The organism is Streptomyces tauricus, from assembly GCF_014650955.1.
Lineage (GTDB): Bacteria > Actinomycetota > Actinomycetes > Streptomycetales > Streptomycetaceae > Streptomyces > Streptomyces tauricus.
In genome coordinates this window covers 110529-134533 of record NZ_BMVY01000026.1, presented here as the reverse complement: position 1 = coordinate 134533, position 24005 = coordinate 110529, and the positions used below count along the sequence as shown (strand labels likewise).

At 71.2% G+C, this 24005-nt stretch carries 20 protein-coding genes; 9 read left to right on the top strand and 11 right to left on the bottom strand.

Annotated features, from left to right (window positions below):
* On the bottom strand, window positions 1–419 hold a 419-nt coding region (locus tag IE278_RS30680; protein WP_189776679.1), incomplete at its 3' end, for a cbb3-type cytochrome c oxidase subunit I.
* Window positions 416–1375, bottom strand: a complete 960-nt coding sequence (gene ctaC, locus IE278_RS30675) for an aa3-type cytochrome oxidase subunit II (protein WP_189776678.1) — start codon at window positions 1373–1375, stop codon at window positions 416–418. The genes ctaC and IE278_RS30680, both read right to left, overlap by 4 nt.
* Before the next feature lie 576 nt (window positions 1376–1951).
* Here ctaC and IE278_RS30670 point away from each other — a divergent pair.
* Window positions 1952–3358 carry a cysteine desulfurase/sulfurtransferase TusA family protein gene (locus IE278_RS30670; protein ID WP_189776677.1) on the top strand — a complete coding sequence of 469 codons (1407 nt, stop codon included), beginning with the start codon at window positions 1952–1954 and terminating at the stop codon, window positions 3356–3358.
* A gap of 467 nt (window positions 3359–3825) precedes the next feature.
* Here the strand turns inward: IE278_RS30670 and IE278_RS30665 are convergent, their stop codons facing one another.
* Entirely contained in the window at window positions 3826–4800 is a 975-nt protein-coding gene (locus IE278_RS30665; protein WP_189776676.1) for a carbohydrate kinase family protein, read from the bottom strand.
* 171 nt (window positions 4801–4971) lie between these two features.
* Here IE278_RS30665 and IE278_RS30660 point away from each other — a divergent pair, with 171 nt between their 5' ends.
* Both IE278_RS30660 and IE278_RS30655 read left to right on the top strand, forming a co-directional pair.
* The gene (locus IE278_RS30660; RefSeq protein ID WP_189776675.1) at window positions 4972–5217 is read left to right on the top strand and encodes a hypothetical protein; all 246 of its coding nucleotides are present in this window, start codon (window positions 4972–4974) and stop codon (window positions 5215–5217) included.
* Window positions 5218–5424: 207 nt separating this feature from the next.
* On the top strand, window positions 5425–7008 hold the full coding sequence (locus IE278_RS30655; protein WP_189776673.1) for a hypothetical protein: 1584 nt from the start codon (window positions 5425–5427) through the stop codon (window positions 7006–7008).
* 147 nt (window positions 7009–7155) lie between these two features.
* Here IE278_RS30655 and IE278_RS30650 read toward each other — a convergent pair whose 3' ends face one another.
* Complete coding sequence (locus tag IE278_RS30650) at window positions 7156–7512, bottom strand: HesB/IscA family protein (protein WP_107018256.1); 357 nt, start codon at window positions 7510–7512, stop codon at window positions 7156–7158.
* 339 nt (window positions 7513–7851) lie between these two features.
* On the opposite strand from IE278_RS30650, the gene nadA reads away from it, so the two are divergent.
* On the top strand, window positions 7852–9036 hold the full coding sequence (nadA, locus tag IE278_RS30645) for a quinolinate synthase NadA (protein ID WP_189776671.1): 1185 nt from the start codon (window positions 7852–7854) through the stop codon (window positions 9034–9036).
* Between the two features lie 67 nt (window positions 9037–9103).
* Here the strand turns inward: nadA and IE278_RS30640 are convergent, their stop codons facing one another.
* From IE278_RS30640 to IE278_RS30620, 5 genes are all read right to left on the bottom strand, one after another.
* A complete protein-coding gene (locus tag IE278_RS30640; protein ID WP_189776669.1) occupies window positions 9104–12223 on the bottom strand; it encodes an efflux RND transporter permease subunit in 3120 nt (1039 codons plus the stop codon).
* A 217-nt stretch (window positions 12224–12440) separates the two neighbouring features.
* The gene (locus IE278_RS30635; protein ID WP_189776667.1) at window positions 12441–13118 is read right to left on the bottom strand and encodes a response regulator; all 678 of its coding nucleotides are present in this window, start codon (window positions 13116–13118) and stop codon (window positions 12441–12443) included.
* Entirely contained in the window at window positions 13115–14425 is a 1311-nt protein-coding gene (locus tag IE278_RS30630) for a sensor histidine kinase (protein ID WP_189776665.1), read from the bottom strand. Before IE278_RS30630 ends, IE278_RS30635 begins: the two co-directional genes overlap by 4 nt.
* Window positions 14426–14721: 296 nt before the next feature.
* Complete coding sequence (gene pspAA, locus IE278_RS30625; protein WP_189776663.1) at window positions 14722–15000, bottom strand: PspA-associated protein PspAA; 279 nt, start codon at window positions 14998–15000, stop codon at window positions 14722–14724.
* Window positions 15001–15036: 36 nt separating this feature from the next.
* Window positions 15037–15849, bottom strand: a complete 813-nt coding sequence (locus tag IE278_RS30620) for a PspA/IM30 family protein (RefSeq protein ID WP_189776661.1) — start codon at window positions 15847–15849, stop codon at window positions 15037–15039.
* Between the two features lie 299 nt (window positions 15850–16148).
* On the opposite strand from IE278_RS30620, the gene IE278_RS30615 reads away from it, so the two are divergent.
* Both IE278_RS30615 and IE278_RS30610 read left to right on the top strand, forming a co-directional pair.
* On the top strand, window positions 16149–16775 hold the full coding sequence (locus IE278_RS30615) for a DUF3043 domain-containing protein (RefSeq protein ID WP_107018263.1): 627 nt from the start codon (window positions 16149–16151) through the stop codon (window positions 16773–16775).
* A gap of 83 nt (window positions 16776–16858) precedes the next feature.
* Window positions 16859–17560 (top strand): class I SAM-dependent methyltransferase, encoded by a 702-nt coding sequence (locus IE278_RS30610; RefSeq protein ID WP_189776659.1) that lies wholly within the window; start codon window positions 16859–16861, stop codon window positions 17558–17560.
* A gap of 132 nt (window positions 17561–17692) precedes the next feature.
* Here IE278_RS30610 and IE278_RS30605 read toward each other — a convergent pair whose 3' ends face one another.
* Entirely contained in the window at window positions 17693–17905 is a 213-nt protein-coding gene (locus tag IE278_RS30605) for a hypothetical protein (protein ID WP_189776657.1), read from the bottom strand.
* Between the two features lie 226 nt (window positions 17906–18131).
* Here IE278_RS30605 and IE278_RS30600 point away from each other — a divergent pair, with 226 nt between their 5' ends.
* A complete protein-coding gene (locus IE278_RS30600; RefSeq protein ID WP_189776655.1) occupies window positions 18132–19331 on the top strand; it encodes a bifunctional adenosylcobinamide kinase/adenosylcobinamide-phosphate guanylyltransferase in 1200 nt (399 codons plus the stop codon).
* Here IE278_RS30600 and IE278_RS30595 read toward each other — a convergent pair.
* Complete coding sequence (locus IE278_RS30595) at window positions 19321–20502, bottom strand: class I SAM-dependent methyltransferase (RefSeq protein ID WP_189776653.1); 1182 nt, start codon at window positions 20500–20502, stop codon at window positions 19321–19323. The two genes, IE278_RS30600 and IE278_RS30595, sit on opposite strands and share 11 nt — an antisense overlap.
* Before the next feature lie 211 nt (window positions 20503–20713).
* Between IE278_RS30595 and cobT the strand changes: the two genes are divergently transcribed.
* A complete protein-coding gene (gene cobT / locus IE278_RS30590) occupies window positions 20714–21811 on the top strand; it encodes a nicotinate-nucleotide--dimethylbenzimidazole phosphoribosyltransferase (protein ID WP_189776651.1) in 1098 nt (365 codons plus the stop codon).
* Between the two features lie 425 nt (window positions 21812–22236).
* Window positions 22237–23982: a phosphatidylglycerol lysyltransferase domain-containing protein gene (locus tag IE278_RS30585; protein WP_189776649.1), complete on the top strand. Its 1746-nt coding sequence runs from the start codon at window positions 22237–22239 to the stop codon at window positions 23980–23982.
* The last annotated feature ends 23 nt before the right edge of the window (window positions 23983–24005 follow it).

Below are 24005 nucleotides of genomic sequence, written 5' to 3'. Positions count from 1 at the left end.
GCGATGAGCGAGCCGAACAGGTACAGCCAGTAGGCGAACATGTTCAGCCGCGGGAACGCCACATCGGGCGCACCGATCTGCAGCGGCATGATCCAGTTCGTGAAGCCGGCGAACAGCGGCGTCGCGAACATCAGCAACATGATCGTGCCGTGCATCGTGAACGCCTGGTTGAACTGCTCGTTCGACATGATCTGCGTGCCGGGACGAGCCAGTTCGGCGCGCATCAGCAGCGCCATGACGCCGCCGATGCAGAAGAACGCGAACGACGTGACCAGGTACAACGTGCCGATCGTCTTGTGGTCCGTGGTGGTCAGCCACTTGATCACGACGTTGCCGGGCTGCTTGCGCCGTACTGGCAGCTCGCTCTCGTACGAGTCTTCAGCCGCGGCGGCACCCTGAGGTTCATTGAGGATGCTCACAGGTTGTTCGTCTCCCGGTTCTTCTCGTGGTCCGTCTGCTCGATGCCGGCCGGGACGTAACCGGTCTGCCCCTTCTCGGCGAGCTCCTTGAGGTGGGCCTCGTAGCGCTCGGGAGAGACGACCTTCACGTTGAAGAGCATCCGGGAGTGGTCGACGCCGCAGAGCTCGGCGCACTTGCCCAGGAAGGTGCCCTCCTTGTTGGGGGTCACCTGGAAGGAGTTGGTGTGACCCGGGATGACGTCCTGCTTCATGAGGAACGGCACCACCCAGAAGGAGTGGATGACGTCACGCGAAGTGAGGACGAAGCGGACCGTCTTGCCCTTGGGGAGCCAGAGGGTCGGACCCGGGTTGAGCGTCTGCGGGTTCTTCGAGGCGGGCGTACCGACGTCGTAGACCCCGCCGGCGGCCGCCGGGAAGTCCTTCTTGAAGCGATCGGGGATCGCGTCCAGGTTCTTGTCGGTCTTCGCGTCACCGGTCGAGCCGTCGACGTTCTCGATGTAGTTGAAGCCCCAGCTCCACTGGAAGCCGACGACGTTGACCGTGACGTCGGGCTTCTTCTCGAGGCTGAGGATCTTCGACTCGTCACGGGCTGTGAAGTAGAACAGCACCGAGACGATGATGAGGGGGACCACCGTGTACAGCGCCTCGATGGGCATGTTGTACCGGGTCTGCGGGGGAACCTCGACCTTGGTGCGGCTGCGCCGGTGGAAGAACGCGCTCCACAGGATCAGGCCCCAGACCAGCACGCCCGTGGCGAGTGCTGCGGCCCACGAGCCCTGCCACAGGGAGAGGATCCGAGGAGCCTCTTCCGTGGTCGGGGTGGGCATACCAAGGCGGGGGAAGTCCTTGTATGTGCAACCGGTCGCGGTCGCCAGGACCAGACCCGCAGTCAGTGCCTGCAGCAGCTTCCGCCGCATCGGGCGCCGCGGCGAGCGGTCGGAGCCGTAGGGACTCACGTAGCGCCTTCCGAGAGTCTCGCCCGCGCGGTCGGCTGCGGCCTTCTCGCTGGTCGGTCGCCGCCCTGCGTCGGGCAGGGGTTTGGATGTTTATGCGGACCAAACCCTACTGGACGCTTTTTGGGGTCGCGCGGGGAGGGTCCCCAACGCGCCGCCACTCACCCCGAAGGGGTGGAATACGGGGCTCTGCGAGGCATGTGACGGGGCGTTCGGGTGCGCGGGCCCCTCCGGGGCGGGGCGAGGGCGGACCGAGTCCATCACCGACCGCGGGCCGACGGGACCGGACCGCGCACCTTTCAGGGGCGCGGGGAACGGCGCAGTCTTGTCGCCTTTGGCTTCTGGGGGCGCGGGGAACGGCGCAATCTTGTCGCCTTTGGCCTTCAGGGGCGCGAGGAACGGCGCAGCCCTTCGTCTTCGGCCTTTGGGGGCGCGGGGAACGGCGCAGTCTTGCGCTCTTGGGGGTGCGGGGAACGGCGCAGTCTTGCGCTCTTGGGGGCGCGGGGAACGGCGCGCACGGCCCCACCGGCCCGCAGCCCCCCGTACCCCCGTCGAGGGCAACGGCATAACGTGACCGGCGTGTCCTACTTCGACGCCGCATCGTCCGCCCCCCTCCACCCCGTAGCCCGCCAGGCCCTGCACGCCTCGCTGGACGAAGGCTGGGCGGACCCCGCCCGCCTCTACCGCGAGGGCAGACGCGCCAGGCTCCTCCTGGACGCCGCCCGCGAGGCCGCCGCCGAGGCGATCGGCTGCCGCCCGGACGAGCTGGTGTTCACCACGTCCGGCACACGCGCCGTGCACACGGGCATCGCCGGCGCGCTCGCCGGCCGGCACCGCGTCGGACGCCACCTGATCGTGTCGGCGGTCGAACACTCTTCGGTACTCCATTCGGCGGAAGCACACCGCCACGCGGGCGGAACGGTGTCCGAAGTGCCCGTCCTCCGAACCGGCGCGGTCTCCCCCGCCGCGTACGCCGACGCCCTGCGCCCCGACACCGCGCTCGCCTGCCTCCAGTCCGCCAACCACGAGGTGGGTACGCGCCAGCCGGTGGCCGCGGTCGCCGAGGCGTGCCGCGGGGCGGGCGTACCGCTGCTGGTGGACGCGGCGCAGTCGCTGGCCTGGGGGCCGGTCGAGGGCGGCTGGTCACTGCTGACGGGCAGCGCCCACAAGTGGGGCGGCCCCGCGGGCGTCGGGGTGCTCGCCGTGCGCAAGGGAGTGCGGTACGCGCCTCAAGGCCCCGCCGACGAGCGGGAGTCGGGGCGTTCTCCGGGCTTCGAGAACATCCCGGCAGTCGTCGCCGCGGCGGCTTCCCTGCGCGCCGTACGGGCCGAGGCCGCCGCCGAGTCGGTACGGCTGCGGGAGCTGACGGACCGGATCCGCGCGCGGGTGCCCGAACTGGTCCCGGACGTGGAGGTGGTGGGCGATCCGGTGGACCGGCTGCCCCATCTCCTCACCTTCTCCTGTCTCTATGTCGACGGAGAGACACTGCTGCACGAGCTGGACCGTGAAGGGTTCTCGGTGTCGTCCGGTTCGTCCTGCACGAGCAGCACGCTGACGCCCAGCCACGTGCTGAAGGCGATGGGTGTGCTGAGCGAGGGCAATGTGCGGGTGTCGTTGCCGCTGGGCACGCCTGCGGAGGAGGTGGAGCGCTTCCTGGCCGTGCTGCCGCGCACGGTCGCCGCGGTCCGCGAGAAGCTGGGCGCTCCGGCCGCCGCGGTGGCCCCGGCCCCGGCCGCCTCCCCCACCTCCCCCGCCTCGGACGAGCTGGTCGTGGACGCCCTCGGCAGGCGCTGCCCGATCCCGGTGATCGAGCTGGCCAAGGTGATCACCGACGTCCCCATCGGCGGCACGGTCCGGGTCCTCTCGGACGACGAGGCGGCACGGCTGGACATCCCGGCGTGGTGCGAGATGAGGAACCAGGAGTACGTGGGAGAGGAACCGGCCCCCCGGGGCACGGCATACGTAATCCGCCGCACGACCCCGTAACGCACCTGCCCCCACGCCGTCGGCACCGCTGAGCGCAGGTGACGCGGCCCGCCGGCGACTACGGACGCGCCGCCGTGCGCACACGCGCCCCGGTGGCACGGCCCATCGGCAACTACGGACGCGCCGCCGTGCGCACACGCGCCCCGGTGGCACGGCCCATCGGCAACTACGGACGCGCCGCCGTGCGCACACGCGCCCCGGTGGCACGGCCCATCGGCGACTACGGACGCGTCGTGCTCACCCGCGCAGTTCCCCGCGCCCCTCGGGGCGGGGCTGCGCCCCAGCCCCCGGCCCTTCAGGGGCGCGGGGAACGGCGCAATCTTGCGGCTTCGGGCCGCTGGGGCGTGGCGGAAGAGGGCGGCGCCACGGTCCCGCCGCTCCGCGGGCGCGGGGAACCGCGCGGCCCGCCCCCACGCGCCCGCGGAAGGACGAAGCAGCCGAGCCAGTCGGAACCCGGCGCAGCGGCACTAAGCCAGATGCCCCTGGACCTCCGCCGCCGCGTCATGCCCGTACGCCTTCGTGAAGCGGTCCAGGAAGTGCGACCGCCGCAACTGGTACTCCTGCGTCCCCTTGGTCTCGATGACCAGCGTCGCGAGCATGCACCCGACCTGCGCGGCCCGCTCGTGCCCGACCCCCCACGCCAGCCCCGACAGGAACCCCGCCCGGAAGGCGTCCCCGACCCCCGTCGGGTCGACCTTCGCCGTCTCCTCCGGGACACCGACCTCGATCGGGTCCGCCCCGACGGCCTCGATGCGCACGCCGCGCGCGCCGAGCGTGGTCACCCGGTGACCGACCCGGGACAGGATCTCCGCGTCGCTCCACCCGGTCTTGGACTCGATGAGCCCCTTCTCGTACTCGTTCGAGAAGAGGTACGTCGCCCCGTCGAGGAGCAGCCGGATCTCGTCGCCGTCCATCCGCGCGATCTGCTGGGAGAAGTCCGCGGCGAACGGGATCGACCGCGTCCGGCACTCCTCGGTGTGCCGCAGCATCCCCTCGGGGTCGTCCGCGCCGATGAGGACGAGGTCGAGCCCGCCCACCCGGTCGGCGACCTTCTTGAGCTCGATGAGGCGGGCCTCGCTCATGGCGCCCGTGTAGAAGGAGCCGATCTGGTTGTGGTCGGCGTCCGTGGTGCAGACGAAGCGCGCGGTGTGCAGCACCTCGGAGATCCGGACGGACTCGGTGTCGACGCCGTGCCGGTCCAGCCAGGCCCGGTACTCGTCGAAGTCGGAGCCCGCGGCCCCGACCAGGATGGGCGACGAGCCGAGCTGGCCCATGCCGAAGGCGATGTTCGCGCCCACGCCGCCCCGGCGTACGTCCAGATTGTCGACCAGGAAGGAGAGGGAGACCGTGTGCAGCTGATCCGCGACCAGTTGGTCGGCGAAGCGGCCGGGGAAGGTCATGAGGTGGTCGGTGGCGATGGAGCCCGAGACAGCGATACGCACGGCTAGGACACACTCCTGCGAGGAGGGGGATTGACAGTTCACGCTATCGGGTCGGCGTTCAGACGGCGGTGGGGTCCCGCTGGAGTCCGCGGGAGGTCCCGGCTTCGAAGCAGGCAGAACTACCCGATAGTAGGGCTTTTCCGTCCGGCTTCCGGTGCATACGGTTCCGTTATGACGAACCTCAAGATCCATGGCGACGCCCCGCTCGGTCTCGATGCCCTCGACGCCGTCGAAGGCCGCGAAGGCCTCGAAGGCGGTCTCGCGGAGCTGCGGGGCGACTGCGCGCGGATGGTCCCGCACTGGGAGGCCCCCGCCCGGATCACTGCCCGCCCGGTGTCCCCGGCACTCATCCACGGCGTGACCGTCCCGCCGGCCTCCGCCCGTCTGCTGGACGGCATGTCCGACTACGGCGACTGACCGCCGCCCCCTGAGGCGCGCGGGCCCGTGACGGCCCGCGTATTTCGAACCCGCTCCCCCTGAAGGGAACCGCACGCTCCCCCGCCGCGTCCCATCGCTGTCCCCCGTAAAGGGGAGGCAGGATACGACCCTGCTCTGCCCTGATCCGGCCCGCCGCGGTCAGGGGTGGGTCCCGTGGGACGACGGCGTGGCAGAAGGAGCAATGCGGTGGACACCGAGCGACCCGACAACGAAGCGGCCCAGGCCGCCGACGAGGACCAGCCGCGCCGACGGCGTTCGCCGGTGGCCGTCGCCTCGGTGGCGGCCGCCGTGCTCCTCGTCGGAGGCGGCGGGGCGTACTTCGCCGCCACCGCGACCGGCGGCTCCGGAGGCAAGGACGGTTCCGGTGCGCCGCGCGGCGACGGAACTCCGCCGCTCCTCGCCCTCGACGGCTACACGGGGAGCGCTACGAGCGGCACCGCCGGTACGAGTGGCATCGCGCCCGGTGAGCCCGACCCGAACGGCGTGACCTACCGCGCCGAGGGCGAGTTGCCGGACGGCCCGTCCTCCGCGGCGGTCCACCAGGCCGAGGGCACGGTCACGGCGGCCGAGGTGGCGAAGCTGGCCGAGGCGCTGGGCGTGGAGGGCACGCCGAAGGCGGAGGGCGACGCCTGGAAGGTCGGAGCCACGAAGGACGGCTTCGGGTCCGGTCTGAGCGTGAGCAAGAAGGCGCCCGGCATCTGGACGTTCAGCCGCTACGCGCCCGGCACCGACAACTGCAAGAGCACCACCACGTGCGCCCAGCGGAGTGCGGGCGGAAATGAAAGCGCGGGCGGAAGGGGAAGCGCGGGCGGCAGCGAGAGCGCCCGGGGTGCCGAGGTGGACCCGGTGAGCGCCGCCGCCGCGAAGAAGGCCGCCGCGCCCGTCCTCAAGGCGGTCGGCCAGGACGACGCGAAGCTCGACGCCGGTCAGCTGATGGACGCGGTGCGCGTGGTGAACGCGGAGCCGAAGGTGGGCGGGCTGCCGACCTACGGCTGGACGACCGGCGTGCAGATCCGCCCGGACGGCAAGGTGGTGGGCGGCAGCGGCCAGTTGAAGGCCCCGGCGAAGGGGGACACGTACCCCGTCATCAGTGCGGAGAAGACCCTGGGTCTGCTGAACTCCGGGACGGGTGACGGGCGCGTGGGCATCGGCGGCTGCGCGAGCCCCGTACCGCTCAAGGACAAGAACGAGACACCGTGCGAGGCGTCGGGCACGGCGCCGAAGTCCGAGCCGGTCGTCGTGGAGGACGCGGTGTTCGGTCTCGCCGCGCACTATGTGGACGGCCGGCAGGCGCTGGTGCCGTCCTGGCTCTTCGAGGTACGGCCCTCGGGGACCGGCGACACCTTCACGATCACGCATCCCGCGGTCGACCCGAAGTATCTGACCGCTCCCCGGCCGCCGGAGGCCGATCCGAGCGACGGTCCGACCACCCGGCCGAGCCCGCGCACGAGCGAACCCGGCGACGGGACGAGCGCGGCGCCCGCGACCCGGGACGTCCGGGTCGAGGGCTACAGGGCGGACGGCAGGGAACTGACCGTGCGCTTCACCGGCGGTGTGTGCAGCGACTACTCGGCCTCGGCGGACGAGAGCGGCGGCACGGTGGAGGTCCGGGTGAGCGACAAGCCGGACCCGGACAAGGTCTGCATCATGATCGCCAAGGTCTTCCACGAGAAGATCGACCTCGACAAGCCGCTCGGGGACCGGAAAGTGGTCGGCTCGGACGGCAAGGCCGTGCCTCAGGAGAAGGACCTGCCCGACCCGACCGGCTGACGACGGCCGGCCGCGCGGCACCACGGCACCACGGCCTGGCGGTCCGAGAGCGGCGGTCCGAGAACGCGAAAGGCGGCGCCCCGTTGGAGGGGGCGCCGCCTTTCGCTGTCGCTACGGCCTACAGAGCCATGGCCACGAACTGACGGACTAGCTGAACGAGTCGCCGCAGGCGCAGGAGCCCGTCGCGTTCGGGTTGTCGATCGTGAAGCCCTGCTTCTCGATGGTGTCCACGAAGTCGATGGAGGCACCGCCCAGGTACGGAGCGCTCATACGGTCGGTGACGACCTTCACACCGCCGAAGTCCTTGACGACGTCACCGTCGAGGGAGCGCTCGTCGAAGAAGAGCTGGTACCGCAGGCCGGAGCAGCCGCCGGGCTGGACGGCGACGCGCAGCGCCAGGTCGTCGCGGCCCTCCTGCTCCAGCAGGCCCTTGACCTTGGCCGCGGCGGCGTCCGACAGGAGGATGCCGTCGCTCACGGTGGTGGTCTCGTCCGATACGGACATCTGCTTCTCTCCCGGGTTGTACGGAGACTGCTTGCCGACGGTTCCAACCGGCGGGGCCGCGGATTCATTCCGGGCCGGGCGTCGAGTCTTTGTCTTCTCTCTTCATGCTCGCACACCCGCCCTGAAGCGGAAAACGACCTGTGGACAACCTCGCGGGACGGCTGCCTGTGGCCTCGCGGCGCCCCGCACGGGATTCACGTCACATCGACGCTATGGACATCGTCAACGTGACGTGAAGCGGTTATGATAGATAGCGTCATTTCGACGAAAAGGCGTGTCCTGCTTGATCGCTCCAGTCGGACGGTCCAAGCGAGCCGCAGAACAGAAAGGGTGCGTGTCGTGACCACCGCCCAGACCCAGGAACTCGACGTACAGCCGACGCCCCTCGCTCTGCTGCTGCTCGGCCGCGAGGCCGACCCGCGGAGCGAGCGCGGCGTCGAGTGTCCCGGTGACCTGCCCTCGCCGTCCGACCCGCATCTGGTCGAGCGCGCCCGCGCCGCCAAGGAGAAGCTCGGCAGCAAGGTGTTCGTGCTCGGTCACCACTACCAGCGCGACGAGGTCATCCAGTTCGCGGATGTCACGGGCGACTCCTTCAAGCTGGCCAGGGACGCCGCCGCGCGCCCCGAGGCCGAGTACATCGTGTTCTGCGGTGTGCACTTCATGGCCGAGTCCGCGGACATCCTGACCTCCGACGACCAGAAGGTCGTGCTGCCCGACCTGGCCGCCGGGTGCTCGATGGCCGACATGGCCACCGCCGAGCAGGTCGCCGAGTGCTGGGACGTACTGACCGAGGCCGGGGTGGCCGAGCAGGTCGTGCCCGTCTCGTACATGAACTCCTCCGCGGACATCAAGGCGTTCACGGGCAAGCACGGCGGCACGATCTGCACGTCGTCGAACGCCGAGAAGGCGCTGAACTGGGCCTTCGAGCAGGGCGAGAAGGTCCTCTTCCTCCCCGACCAGCACCTGGGCCGCAACACGGCGGTGCGGGACCTGGGGATGTCGCTCGACGACTGCGTCCTGTACAACCCGCACAAGCCGAACGGCGGCCTGACCGTCGAGCAGCTGCGGAACGCGAAGATGATCCTGTGGCGCGGGCACTGCTCCGTGCACGGCCGCTTCTCGCTGGAGTCGGTGGAGGACGTCCGCGCCCGGATACCCGGCGTGAACGTGCTCGTGCACCCCGAGTGCAAGCACGAGGTGGTGTCCGCCGCGGACTACGTGGGCTCGACGGAGTACATCATCAAGGCGCTGGAGGCGGCTCCGGCCGGCTCGAAGTGGGCCATCGGCACGGAGCTGAACCTCGTCCGCCGCCTGGCGAATCGTTTCGCGCCCGAGGGCAAGGAGATCGTCTTCCTCGACAAGACGGTCTGCTTCTGCTCGACGATGAACCGCATCGACCTCCCCCACCTGGTCTGGACCCTGGAGTCCCTGGCGGAGGGCAACCTGGTCAACCGCATCGAGGTGGACCGCGAGACCGAGCAGTTCGCCAAGCTGGCGCTCGAGCGGATGCTGGCGCTGCCGTAGGGGCAAAAGACTGCGCCGTTCCCCGCGCCCCTTTGTCAGGGGTGCGGGGAACGGCGCAGTCGGTTACCTACACCCCCACGGCTTCCCGCTCGGCGGCAGCCCCCCGCTTCGCGGCCTTCTTGTTCGCGCGGCGCTCCTTGCGGAGTTCGACCATCGCGTAGAGGGTCGGGACCAGCAGCAGTGTCAGCAGCGTCGAGGTGATCAGGCCGCCGATCACCACCACTGCCAGGGGCTGGGCGATGAAGCCGCCCTCTCCTGTGATGCCCAGGGCCATCGGGAGCAGGGCGAAGATGGTTGCCAGGGCCGTCATCAGGATCGGGCGGAGGCGGTGCCTGCCGCCTTCGATCACGGCCTCGACGACTCCGTAGCCCTGCCTGCGGTACTGGTTGATCAGGTCGATCAGCACGATCGCGTTCGTCACGACGATGCCGATCAGCATCAGCATGCCGATCATCGACGGCACACCCATCGGCGTACCGGTGATGACCAGCAGACCGATCGCGCCCGTCGCCGCGAACGGGATCGAGACGAGCAGGATCAGCGGCTGGATCAGGGACCGGAAGGTCGCCACCAGCAGCATGAAGACGATCGCGATCGCCGCGAGCATCGCGAGGCCCAGGGACGCGAACGCGTCGTCCTGGTCCTCCGAGACACCGCCGATGGAGGCCGTGGCACCGGCCGGCAGCTTCAGCTTGTCGAGCTTCGTCGTCAGCTCGTTGCTGACCGCGCCCGTGTTGTCGCCGGTCGGCTTGGCCGCGATCGTGGCGGCGCGCTGGCCGTCGATGCGCGTCATCGAGACCGGGCCGTCGACCAGCTTCACCGTCGCGATGTCACCGAGCTTCACCGCGCCGAGCTTCAGGCTCCGCAGTTCGGCCAGCGTCTCGGCCGGCTTCGCCGACTTGATGACGACGTCCCGCTCGGTGTCGTCCAGGATCGCCTTGCCGCTGGTCGTGCCGCGTACGGCCTGGCCGACGGCCGCGCCGAGCGTGGCGTCGTTGAATCCGGCGGCGGCCGCCTTGTCGTTGGCCTTGACCGAGATCCGCGGCACGGACTGGGCGAGGTCACTGGTGACGTCGGTGACGTCGTCCAGCTTGGCTACCTCGTCGCGGACCTTCTCCGCCGCCTCGCGCAGCACCTCGCCGTCGGCGGACTTCACCACGACGCTCAGGTCCTGGCTGCCGAACCCGTCACCGGCGGCGACCGTCGTCGTACCGATCCCGGAGAGCTTGCCGAGCCCCTCCTCGATGTCGTCCTGGACGTCATCGAAGGAGGCCGAGTCGGCGACCTTGACCGTGTACGAGGCCTGGTTGGTGTCCGTGCCCCCGCCGAACGCGGCCATGAAGCCGGAGGAGCCGATCGTGACCTGGTAGTCCTCGACGCCCTTGACGTCGGCGAGCATCCCCTCGACCTTCTTCGCCTGGGCGTCGGTCGCGGCCAGGCTGGTGCCGGGCTTCAGCTCCTGCTTGACGGTGAGGACTTCCTGGTCGCCCTGGTCGAAGAAGTTCGTCTTCAGCAGGGGCGTCATACCGAACGTACCGATGAGCACGACCACCGCGATCGCCACACTGGTGAGGCGGCGGCGGGTGGCGAAGCGCAGGACGGGGACGTAGAAGCGCTGGAGGCGGCTGCGCGCCTCCTTCTCCTCGGCCTTGCGGCGGGCCTCCTCCGGGTCGGCTCCGCGCACGTCCTTGGGGGCGCGCAGGAACCAGTACGACAGGACGGGGACGACCGTCAGCGAGACGAGCAGTGAGGCCAGCAGGGCCGCCGTGACGGTGAGGGAGAACGAGCCGAACAGCTCGCCGACCATGCCGCCGGTCAGGCCGATGGGCAGGAAGACCGCGACCGTGGTGAGCGTCGAGGAGGTGACCGCGCCCGCGACCTCGCGTACCGCCTTGAGGATCGCGTCCTGGCGCTCCTCGCCGTAACCGAGGTGCCGCTTGATGTTCTCCAGGACCACGATCGAGTCGTCGACGACCCGGCCGATGGCGATGGTGAGGGCGCCCAGCGTGAGGATGTTGAGCGATTCGTCGCGGACCCACAGCACGATCAGCGCGAGGACGACCGACATCGGGATGGAGACCGCGGTGACCAGCGTCGAGCGGACCGACGCCAGGAAGACCAGGATGACCAGGACCGCGAAGAGCAGTCCGAGGGCGCCTTCGGTGGTCAGGCCCTTGATGGACTTGGAGACGGCGGGGCCCTGGTCGCTGACGACCGTCAGGGTGGCGCCGGAGCCGAGGTCCTTGCGCAGGCCGGGCAGCTTGTCCTGGACGTCGTCGGAGACCGCGACCGCGCTGCCGTCGTGGTCCATGGTGACGGAGATCGCGAGGCTGGGCTTGCCGTCGGTGCGGGTGATGGACTCCGTCCTGGCGGGCTTCTCCGCGACGGTGGCGACGGAGGCGAGTCGTACGGGCTTCTTGCCGCCGCCCGCGCCCGCGCCTTCACCCCCGCCCGTGACCATCAGGTCCTCGATCTGCTTCAGCGAGGTGAAGCCGCCGCCGACCTGGACGGTGCGGTTGCTGCCGTCCTCGTCGAAGGAACCGGCCGGGACGGTCGCGCCGCCCGCCTGGAGCGCCTGGCCGAGCGCGGCCGTGGTCAGCCCCGCCTTGGCCAGCTTCGCGTCGTCGGGCGTGACGGTGACCTCAAGGTCCCGTACGCCGTCGACGGTGACCTGGGCGACGCCGTCGATGTCCTTCAGCGCGGGGACGACCGTGCGGTCCAGCTGGTCCGCGAGGGCCTGCTGGTCCTTGCCTGAGGTGACGGCGAGGACCACGGTCGGGATGTCGTCGGTCGAACCGGCGACCACCTGCGGGTCCACGTCGTCCGGGAGCTGGACGCGGGCGCGGTTCACGGCCTGCTGGACGTCGGCGACGATCCGGGCGGAGTCGTTGCCGTAGTCGAAGGAGGCCATGATCAGGGCGTTGCCCTCACTGGCCGTGGAGGTGACGCCGGAGATCCCGTCGACCGCTTCGAGGTTGTCCTCGATGGGCTCGACGACCTGCTTCTCGACCACGTCGGGGGACGCGCCCTGGTACGGCGCCAGGACCGACACCATGGGCAGTTCGATGGTGGGCAGCAGCTGCTGCTTGAGTTGCGGGATCGCTATCGCCCCGAAGACGAGCGCGATGATCGACATCAGCCCGATGAGGGCGCGCTGGGCGAGGCTGAAGCGGGACAGCCAGGACATGGGTGACGGGTCTCTCTTCTGTTGCTCGAGGCTGTTGCCTGTGTGTCTGGAGGCTGTTGCCTGTGTGTGGGGAGCGGCGCGATGGGCTCTGGTGAGCGGATGGGCTCATGTGAGCGTCCGCCTATCACTCTGAGCCATCGGCGGGGGCACTCCCCTCGCCCCCAGGTCCCGTTCCTTATACGGCGCATACCGCGCCCGCAGTACGTACGGGTGGAGCTCACTCCACCCTTGGGCGTACCAGTCCGGACTCGTACGCGATGACCACGAGTTGGGCCCTGTCGCGGGCTCCCAGCTTGGCCATGGCCCGGTTGACGTGTGTCTTCACGGTGAGCGGGCTCACTTCCAGCCGCTCGGCGATCTCGTCGTTGGAGTGGCCGCCGGCGACCTGGACGAGGACCTCTCGCTCGCGGACGGTGAGTGCTTCGAGGCGTTCGGCGCGGGCGGGGTCGCGGTCGTCGTCACCGCCCTGCGCGAGGAACTTCGCGATCAGCCCCTTGGTGGCGGCGGGCGACAAGAGCGCGTCGCCGGCGGCCGCGACGCGGATGGCGTTGAGCAGTTCCTCCGGCTCGGAGCCCTTGCCGAGGAAGCCGGAGGCGCCGGCCCGCAGCGACTGGACCACGTACTCGTCGACCTCGAAGGTCGTCAGCATGACGACGCGTACGTGGGCGAGGCCGGGGTCGGCGCTGATGAGCCGGGTCGCGGCCAGGCCGTCGGTGCCGGGCATGCGGATGTCCATCAGGACGACGTCGGCCCGCTCCTCGCGGGCGAGGCGGACCGCCTCCGCGCCGTCCGAGGCCTCTCCGACGACCTCCATGTCGGGCTCGGAGTCGACCAGGACGCGGAAGGCGCTGCGCAGCAGTGCCTGGTCGTCGGCGAGCAGGACACGGATCGTCATACGGGGTTCCCCTTGGCTGCCTCGGTCGTGGACGCGGTGGCTGTGGTGGAAGCGGAGGCTGTCGTGGACGCGGTGGCTGTCGTTGACGCGGTGGCTCCGGCGCGGCTCTTGACCGGCAGGATCGCATGCACCCGGAAGCCGCCTCCGTAGCGGGGTCCCGCGCTGCAGGTGCCGCCTAGCGCGGTGACCCGCTCGCGCATGCCGAGCAGTCCGTGGCCGCCGTTCTCCTCCAGGCGGGCGGCCGCGTCGTCCCCGGGGCCGTTGTCCAGGACGGTGATCTCCACGTTCGGTCCCACCCGTACGACGCTGACCTCGGCCTTCGCCTCCTGGCCCGCGTGCTTGCGCACATTGGTGAGGGCTTCCTGGATGACGCGGTAGGCGGCCAGGTCGACGGCGGCGGGCAGGGCCGTGCCCTGGTCGGTGCGGGCCACTTCGACGGGCAGGCCCGCGCTGCGGAAGGTGCCGACGAGCTCTTCGAGGCGGTGGAGGCCCGGGGCCGGTTCGGTGGGGGCCTCGGGGTCGCCCGACTGCCTCAGCAGGCCGACCGTGGCACGCAGTTCGTTGAGCGCGGAGCGGCTGGCCTCCCGGACGTGCGCGAGGGCTTCCTTGGCCTGGTCGGGGCGTTTGTCCATGACGTGCGCGGCGACTCCGGCCTGCACGTTGACCAGGGCGATGTGGTGGGCGACGACGTCGTGCAGATCGCGGGCGATGCGCAGGCGTTCCTCCGCGACGCGGCGGCGGGCCTCCTCCTCGCGGGTGCGTTCGGCTCGCTCGGCGCGCTCCCTGATGGCGTGCACGAAGGCGCGGCGGCTGCGGACCGCGTCGCCCGCGGCGGCGGCCATGCCGGTCCAGGCGAAGATTCCCAGGTTCTCCTGGGCGTACCAGGGCAGGGGGCCCGCGAGCATGGCGAAGGCGGTCAGGACCGTCATGCTGAGGAGACCCACGCGCCAGGTGGTGGGGCGGTCGGTCGCGGCGGCGACGGTGTAGAGGGCGACGACGGCGGACATCGCGACGGGGGCGCGGGGGTCGCCGGTCACGAACTCCACGACGGACAGGGCGCCGGTCGCGGCGAGGACCCTCAGCGGGTGGCGGCGGCGGAGGACCAGGGCGGCCGCGGCCAGCAGCATGAGGGTGACGCCGAGGGCGTCGGGGGCGTGGCTGGTGCCCCATTGCGTGCCGCCGTGCCGGCCGTTGGGCTCCGCGAACGAACCGACCACCATGCACGCGAGGACCGCCGTCGCGAGGGTGGCGTCGGCGACGAGGGGGTGGGACCGCAGCCAGTCCCTTGCGCGCGTCAGTGTGCTCACGCTTCTTTACGGTACGGGGCCCCTGGCGGGGGCTACGCCTTGGCGCCGTGAATCCGCTGCGGCTTCGGTGGGGGTGATTGCGCCGTTCCCCGCGCCCCTAGGGAGTGGGGGTGAGGGTTGGCCGTCAGGTGCTGCCCCGCTGGGGCTGGGTGCGCCGTTCCCCGCGCCCCTGGTCCTTTTAGCCTGTCCGGCGTTTGAGGACGAGCGCGCTCAGCGTGATGGGGGGCTGGGGGCGGAGCCCCCAACGTGTCGGGAATGGGTAGGGGCGGCGGGGGCGGAGAAAACGGGGTCCCGGGCTAGCCCGGGAGTAGGCCGTTGTCCGTCAGCATTTCTCGGACCTCCGAGAGCGTCGCGTCCGGGGACGGCAGAATCAGCTCGGACGGCTCCAGGGAGTCGTCCGGGAGCGGAACTCCCAGACGACGCACCGCGTCGAGCAGCGCCCCCAGCGTCCGCCGAAACCCCTCCTCGTCCCCCGCCCGAGTCTCCGCGAGGAGCTCGTCGTCCAGCTCGTTCAGCTCGGCGAGGCGCCCCTCGTCCAGCCTCACCTGTCCCTCCCCCATGATCCGTACGATCATGACGCCCTCCTCGGCGTGGGACCACGAACCCCGTGACTACTGCTTGTCGAAGCGCGGAGTGTCCTGCGACTGCGACGGCGAATTCTGCGGGGACTGGGACTGAGTCTGCCCCGGACCGCCCTCGATCGCCTGCTGGGACGAGGAACCCCCGGCCAGCTCGGCCTTCATGCGCTGCAGTTCGAGTTCGACGTCCGTGCCGCCCGACAGCCGGTCCAGCTCGCTCTGGATGTCGTCCTTGGCGAGCCCCGAGTGGTCGTCGAGGGCACCGGAGGCGAGCAGTTCGTCGATGGCTCCGGCCCGCGCCTGGAGCTGCGCGGTCTTGTCCTCGGCCCGCTGGATGGCCATGCCGACGTCGCCCATCTCCTCGGAGATGCCGGAGAAGGCCTCGCCGATCCGGGTCTGCGCCTGGGCGGCCGTGTACGTCGCCTTGATCGTTTCCTTCTTGGTGCGGAAGGCGTCGACCTTGGCCTGCAGCCGCTGCGCGGCGAGGGTGAGCTTCTCCTCCTCGCCCTGGAGGGTCTGGTGCTGCGTCTCCAGGTCGGTCACCTGCTGCTGCAGGGCGGCCCGGCGGGACAGCGCCTCACGGGCGAGGTCCTCACGGCCGAGCGCCAGCGCTTTGCGGCCCTGGTCCTCCAGCTTGGAGGACTGGCCCTGGAGCTGGTTCAGCTGCAGTTCCAGGCGCTTGCGGGAGGTCGCCACGTCGGCGACGCCGCGGCGCACCTTCTGCAGCAGCTCCAACTGCTTCTGGTACGAGTAGTCGAGGGTTTCGCGCGGGTCCTCGGCCCGGTCAAGGGCCTTGTTCGCCTTCGCGCGGAAGATCATCCCCATACGCTTCATGACACCGCTCATGGGCTTCGCGCGCCCCCTTCTGACGGACTCCGGCTCCAGCGACTGCAACAGAACCCACAGTACGGGCCCTGCATCCATTACCGCACTGTTCGGGGACGGATGCGCTCATCCCCAAGGACGACTGACGACGATCTTGCTCCGGCGTAGGGAGTAGGTGTTCCCCAGGGTTCGGTCCGGGTTCGCTCCGGAGCCGTCCCGGGGCTGGCACGCGGAACTCCACGCCACCACCCCTTTTCAGGCCTCCTGTCCCCCTACAGACGACCGGTGTTGCCGGATCGTTCCCCACTCGGCTGACGTCCATGCCTCCGCACCCCTTACCCTTGGGTTTTGTGTTCCGTAGCCGCGCCAAAGACGAGAAGGCCCACGCCGACAAGGCGTCGGTGACCGACTCCCCTCAGATCCGTGACCCGCAGGCCCCCAAGGGCAGGCCCACTCCCAAGCGCAGTGAGGCCCAGTCCCAGCGCCGCAGCGTCGCCAATACGCCGACGTCGCGCAAGGAGGCCTCCAAGCGGCAGCGCGACGAGCGCCGCGCCCACATGGAGAAGCAGCGCCAGGCGCTGGCCAGCGGCGACGAGCGTTATCTGCCCGCCCGTGACAAGGGCCCGGTGCGCAAGCTCGCGCGTGACTTCATCGACTCGCGGTTCTGCATCGCCGAGTTCTTCCTGCCGCTCGCCGTGGTCATCCTCGTCCTGAGCATGGTCCGCATCGCGCAGCTGCAGAACGTCGCGCTGCTGATGTGGCTCTTCGTGATCGTGCTGATCGTGCTCGACTCGGTCGGCATCGCGATCCGCCTGAAGAAGCAGCTGGCCGCGCGCTTCCCGGACGAGCCCCGTCGCGGCGCCGTCGCGTACGCGCTGATGCGCAGCCTCCAGATGCGTCGCCTGCGGCTGCCGAAGCCGCAGGTCAAGCGCGGAGAGCGGCCCTGAGCGCGGGGTCCTTCTCCGGAGGCGCGGCGGACGCCTGGCTGAGCAAGCTGGGCTCCCTGCGGGACGTCGTACGGCAGGAACTGGTGGCCCGGCAGCTCGACGAGCAGATAATCGGGCGGTTCCCCGTCGGGCAGCGGCTGCGGGTGCTCGACGTGGGCATGGGCCAGGGCACGCAGGCCCTGCGACTGGCCCGGGCCGGACACCAGGTGACCGGCGTCGAGCAGGACTCCACGATGATCTCCGTGGCCCGTCGGTCCCTCGCCGCCGAGCCTGAAGGCATTCGCGGCCGGGTCCGGATCGTCGAGAGCGACGGGCGCGACACCGGGGTCCACTTCCTGCCCGGCAGCTTCGACGTGGTGCTGTGCCACGGCGTACTGATGTACGTGGAGGAGCCCGACGCGCTGCTCGCGGGGCTCGCCCGGATGCTGGCCCCCGGCGGCCTGCTGTCGCTGCTGGTGCGCAACGCCGACGCGCTGGCCATGCGGCCGGGGCTGGCCGGCGACTGGGCGGGCACGCTGACCGCCTTCGACACCACCACGTACACGAACCGGCTCGGGCTCGACGTCCGCGCCGACGGGCTCGACACCCTCACCGGCACGCTGGCCGGGATCGGCGCGCCGCTGCACGCCTGGTACGGGGTGCGGGTCTTCACGGACACGGCCGCCGACGACGCGGCGGTGCCGGACGACGTGGACGCCCTGCTGGCCGCCGAGGAGCGGGCCGGCCGGACCGACCCCTACCGCCGGGTGGCGGCGCTGCTGCACCTGTGCGGCGTACGGGGCTGACCGGCCCCTGTCGTTCGCCGTCCGGGCGGGCCCGGGCCGGGCAGCGAGAAGGCCGCGACCGGTTCGTACGGCCGCGGCCTCTCACTCGTACGGATCAGTCGTACGGGCTACGGAACCAGGTGGGACCCGGGGCTAGGAAGCCTCGGCGTGCAGGCTCATCGGGCCGTAGATCTCCGCGGCGTCCTCGAAGATCCGGACCTGGTCCGCTCCGCCCTCGGCCAGCTCCTTCCAGTTCTCGCCGAGCCAGGACTCCGCGTCGCCCTGGGTGGTGAACTCCTCGGGCTGGACCGCGGGCTGGGCTTCCGTCCCATCGGCCTTCTCGAACCGCCACGTCCATGCCGCCATGTCAGCCTCCCAAAAGTTCCCAAAGTACCGAGCAAGATCGGGCTCTTGCCGTCAGCCTAGGCGCTTCGTCACTGGTCCGGTGTTCAAAAGTGCAGGTCGAGAACCATGGGGTGCCGGTGGTGGGTGTGCGCGCTCCGCTCACGCGCCCACCCGTGTCCCGCACGAGGTGCGCCCTAGTGCACCCCCTGACGGGCACGAGCCGCGCCGGCACGGGAAAATCGGCCCCGTGGAAGTGACTCTGCTTGGTACCGGCGGGCCCCTGGGGCTGCCCAGGCCCGATTGTTCGTGTGCCGTCTGCGCGGTGGCGCTCGGTGTGGACGCCCGCGCGGCCACCGCCCTCCTGGTGGACGGGACGCTGTTGCTGGACCTGACACCCGGGGCGGCCTTCGCGGCGGCCCGGGCCGGGCACTCGCTGAGCGGGGTGCGCCAGGTCCTGCTGTCGCACCCGCACGACGGACCGGCCGTGGAGGTACCGGCGGGGCTGCCGCAGCCGGGGCGGGTGCCGGACGGCCGGGAGCTGACGCTGCTGACGGGGCACCGGGTGCGGGCGCTGTCGATGGACGCGCCGGGCACCGGGTACGCGGTCACGGGCCCGGACGGGCAGCGGCTGCTCTACCTGCCGCCGGGCGCGGCCCCCGCGGGCCTGGACGAGACGACCGAGACGTACGACATGGTGGTCGGCGATGTCGTCGGGCGGCCGGACGCGCTGGCCCGGCTGCGGCTGGTGGGCGCGGTGGGGCCCGCCACCGATGTGATCGCGGTGCACCTCGACCACGACGTGCCGCCGGGCCGGGAGCTGCGGCGGCGTCTCGCGGCCGCGGGGGCGCGGACGGTCCCGGACGGCAGGACGCTGACCGTGGGGGTGTACGAGGACGTGCCCGACGTACCGCGCCGGACGCTCGTCCTGGGCGGGGCCCGGTCGGGCAAGTCGGTGGAGGCCGAGCGCCGGCTGGAGGCCTTCCCCGACGTGCTGTACGTGGCGACGGGCGGCGCGCGCAACGGGGACGGGGAGTGGGCGGCCCGGGTGCACGCGCACCGCGAGCGGCGCCCCGGCTCCTGGCGTACCACCGAGACCTGCGATCTCGTACCGCTCCTGAAGGAGGACGGGTCCGCGCTGCTCATCGACTGTCTGTCCCTGTGGCTGACGGACGCGATGGACTCCGCGAACGCGTGGGACGACGCCGAGTGGGCCGGCGGCGGCGAGCGCGTGCTGCGGGCGCGCGTCGAGGAGCTGACGGCCGCCGTCCGCGAGTCGCGCCGCACGGTGGTCGCCGTCTCCAACGAGGTCGGCTCCGGGATCGTCCCCGCCACCCCCTCGGGCCGCCGCTACCGCGACGAACTGGGCCGCCTCAACGCCGCGTTCGCGACCGAGTGCGAACACGTCCTGCTGGTGGTGGCGGGCCAGGCGATCACGCTCAAGGGATGAAGGCCGCGGGCCCGTCGGACGCGGCGGGCCTGCCGGGGTTCTTGCGGGCGATGATCCGGTACGCGTTCGAGAAGCGGGTGCGGCGCAGGAGCGGGGCCAGGGCGTGGTCCAGTACGAACGCGGAGGCGAGCAGCGGGGTGGCGGCCCGGGTGAGGGCCGTACGCAGGGTGCGCTGCAGGTCGGTCGGCGGGCCGGGGCGCCAGGGCTCGTCCCCGCCCGGCAGCCGGTTGCCGATCGCCAGCGCGAGGGCGCCCGTCAGGTCGTACGGCACGTGCGGTTCGCGGCGGTCGGTGGAGACGACCGAGCAGCCCAGGGCGTCGAGTTCGTCGAGCAGGTTACGCAGCGGCATGAGGTGGAGGTGCTGCGGCTGGCAGTACGACACCCACCACTTGCCGAGGAGCGCGCCGAACGCGCAGTCCGGGTCCGGGACTTCGACGAGCAGATGCCCGCCGGGGCGCAGTACGGCGAGCGCGGCGCGCAGTTCCTCGCGCGGGTCGGGGCTGTGCTCCAGGTGGTGGAACATGCTGACCACGTCGTAGCGGGCCCGCAGCCGGCCGACCAGGTCGGGCAGCCGGCCGCGGTGCGCCTCCTCGATCCGGCCCGCGGCCCGGGCCTTGTCGACGCGCGAGGTGGGGTCGAGCCCGTCGAAGGACGTGTACGTGAACAACTCCTTGGCCGCCGCCGGGAAGTGGCCGTGTCCTGTGCCGACGTCCAGCCAGCTCTCGGGTTCCGGGAACCGGAGCATCGCGCGGGCCGCGGCCTCGTGGCGCCGGCGGCCGGCCCGGGAGCGCAGGGTCCGCTCGGCGAAACCCTCGTGCTCCTGGCGGTCCTCGCCGCGGTCCTGGTTCTCGTAGAAGTCGCGGTAGTAGAAGGCGAGACCCTCGGTGGTCAGGCGGGGGTTCTGGAAGGCGTGGGCGCAGTCCTCGCACTCGTCGACGACGAAGGTGCCGGGCTTGTGCTGGAGCAGGTCGGGGGTACGCAACCGGGTGCGCAGCCGCGCCGAGCCGCACCAGGGGCAGTCGGGTCTGCGCGGTTCGTGGAAGTGATCGGTGCCCCGCGCGAGCTCGCCCAGGTAGGCGGCACGGCGCTGGGCGACGGACTGCTGGGCGGAGGACGTGGCGGGTGTGGGGGGTGTGGCCGGGGTCGGGGGTGTGACGGGTGTGGGGGGCATGGTCTGGCTGCTCCTGCCGGTCCGACGGGGTAAGACCCTGTAGAGGCTGATATGAGCCACTACCAGCTGATACAAACCGGTATGACAATCCACTGCAAACCGGCACACAAGGGATCGCCGCCTTTGACACGGCGGACCCGCCCGGACCACTGACCGCCCACTGACCGCCCGTCAGGATCCCGGCCGGATCACTGCCGGTACTGTTCGGCGAATGAGCTCGCTTAATCTCGACGACTTCACCGATCTGATCGAGCGCCCCGACGGTGGCGTACGCCGTGACGCCGAGGCGCGCCGGGAGCGCCAGGTCGTGCCGCCCGGGTCACTGGGGCGCCTGGACGAACTCGGTGAGTGGCTGGCCGCCGCGCAGGCGGCCGTGCCGGTGCGGGCGATCGAGCGTCCGCGCGTGGTGCTGTTCGCGGGCGACCACGGGGTCGCCGGACTGGGGGTCTCGGCGCGGGCCGCAGGGAGCGCGGACGACCTGGTGCGCTCCGTGCTGGACGGCGCGAGTCCCGTGTCGGTACTGGCCCGGCGGCTCGGGGTGCCCGTGCGGGTGGTGGACATGGCCCTCGACTGCGATCCGGACAGCCTGCCCGACGAGGTCGTACGGCACCGGGTGCGGCGCGGGTCCGGGCGGATCGATGTGGAGGACGCGCTGTCCCTGGAGGAGGCGGAGGCCGCGTTCCGCGCCGGGGTCGCCGTCGCGGACGAGGAGGCCGACTCCGGGACCGACCTCGTCGTGCTCGGCGATGTGAGCGTCGGCGGGACGACCGCGGCGGCCGTGCTGGTGGCGGCGCTGTGCGGGACCGACGCGTCGGTCGTGACCGGGCGTGGGGGGCGGGCGATCGACGACCTCGCCTGGATGCGCAAGTGCGCGGCGGTGCGGGACGCGTTGCGTCGCGCTCGGCCTGTCCTCGGGGACCAGTTGCAGTTGCTCGCGACGGTGGGCGGGGCGGATCTCGCGGCGATCACCGGGTTCCTGCTGCAGAGCGCTGTACGCAAGACGCCGGTGGTGCTGGACGGGGTCGTATCGGCAGCCTGTGCGCTGGTGGGGCAGCGGGTCGCCTTCCGGGCGCCGGACTGGTGGCTGGCCGGGCAGAGCAGCGGGGAGCCGGCGCAGGCGAAGGCGTTCGACCGGATGGCGCTCGAACCGCTGCTTTCGCATGGGGTGACGGTGGGGGAAGGGGCGGGGGCGTTGCTTGCGCTGCCGTTGGTGCAGGCCGCTGCGGCGCTGGCCGCGGAGTTGCCTTTGGCCCCTTCGGGGCCCGAAGGGGCCGAGGGGGAGGCCCTGGCGGGCCCGGAGGGCGAGTAGGACGGGGTCCGGTTCTCCGGGTGCGGCCCCGGTGGGGGCCGTTCGCGCAGTTCCCCGCGCCCCTGAAAACCGCCGGGTGCGGGTACGTGGAGGCCAGGTGCGCAGTTCCCCGCGCCCCTAAAAGCCGCCCGGTGCGCGTCGCGGACGAATGCGCCGTTCCCCGCGCCCCCAAAAGGCATCGGGTGCGGGTACCTGAGGGCTAGGTGCGCAGTTCCCCGCGCCCCTGAAAGCCGCCCGGTGCGCGTCGCGGACGAATGCGCCGTTCCCTGCGGCCCTTTTCGGTGGGGCTGGGGCGCAGCCCCGTTCTTTTGGGGGCGCGGGGAACTGCGCGGGTGACCACAGCGGACCCGCACCTGTGTTCTTTGGGGGCGCGGGGAACTGCGCGAACGGGGGTGAGGGTTAAGCGCCCCATATGATCCAGTTTCATGGGAAGCGCCCCTTTCACCGCCGCCTCATTCGCCGTGTGGTACCTCCGCATCGTCGCGTTCCTCAACTTCCTGAGCGCCGTATGGGTCTCGCTCGGCCAGGACGTGCGGCGCCACAACACGGAGGACTACTTCACCCCGTACCTGCTGACCGCCGGCTTCGCGTCAGGCGTGTTCACCATGTTCCTGGCGATCACGATGCGCCGGCGCAAGCGAGCCGCCTGGATCCTCAACATCGCCCTGAGCGGAGCGTTCCTGCTGCTGTTCGCCTTCGCCATGCTCTTTCCGGAGGTGCGCCGCTACCCGCAGAACTGGATCTCCCTCGCCCTGACCGCCGCCTTCGTGGCGTCCCTGGTCGTCGGCCGCCCCGCCTTCTACGCCAAGGGCGACCGCTCCAACCCCCGCCTCGCGGCAGCCGTCGGCGTCGGCGGGCTCCTCGTCTGCTCCCTGCTCGCCGCCCTCCTGGTGACCGTCACCAACCACGCCCACGACGCCCACCTGTCGACCTTCACCGACCGCTGGCGCTACGGCACCCTGCGGCTCGTCTCGGTCGCCGCCGACGACTCCCGTTTCCCCGGGATCACCACTCCCAACTGGGTGAACGTCGCCATCAACGTACTCAGCACCCTGCTCGTCCTCGCCGTCCTGTACGCGGCCTTCCGCTCCCGCCGCGTCGTCGACCCGCTCACCTCCGGCGACGAGGAACGGCTGCGGGCCCTGCTCGACCGGCACGGCGAACGGGACTCGCTCGGCTACTTCGCACTGCGCCGCGAGAAGAGCGTGGTGTGGTCGCCGACCGGCAAGGCCGCCGTCGCCTACCGGGTCGTCGGCGGTGTCTCGCTGGCCTCCGGCGACCCCATCGGCGACTCCGAGGCGTGGCCCGGCGCCATCGGGCCCTGGCTCTCCGAGGCGCGCGCCCACGGCTGGATCCCGGCCGTGATGGGCGCGGGCGAGGAGGCCGGCACCGTCTACGCCCGGCACGGTCTCGACGCGCTGGAACTCGGGGACGAGGCCATCGTCGAGACCGCCGAGTTCACCCTCGACGGGCGGGCCATGCGGACCGTCCGCCAGGCCTACAACCGCGTGCAGCGCGCGGGTTACCGGGTACGCATCCGGCGGCACGAGGACATCCCGGCCGACGAGATGGCGTACCTCCTCGCCCGCGCGGACGACTGGCGGGACGGGGCGACCGAGCGCGGCTTCAGCATGGCGCTGGGACGGCTCGGGGACCCGGGCGACGGGCGGTGCGTGATGCTCGAATGCCGGGACGGGGGGAAGGAAGGGAACGGTGAAGGCGAGCTGAGAGCCGTGCTGTCCTTTGTGCCCTGGGGGCCTCGTGGGCTCTCCCTCGACCTCATGCGGCGGGACCGGGACTCCGAGAACGGGCTCATGGAGTTCATGGTGATCCAGCTCCTCCAGCGGGCCCCCGAGATCGGTATCACGCAGGTCTCGCTCAACTTCGCCATGTTCCGTTCCGTCTTCGAACGCGGCGCACGCCTCGGCGCGGGGCCGGTGCTGCGGCTGTGGCGCTCACTGCTCAGCTTCTTCTCCCGCTGGTGGCAGATCGAGTCGCTGTACCGCGCCAACGCCAAGTACCGGCCCATCTGGGAACCGCGGTTCCTGCTCTTCGAGAAGAGCGCCGACCTGCCGCGCATCGGCCTCGCCGCGGCCCGCGCGGAGGGCTTTCTGGAGGCGCCCGGCCTGCCGAAGTGGCTGCACCGCAAGCGACTGGACACACACGGGTAGGCGTCGGACGCGTCGGACGCGGC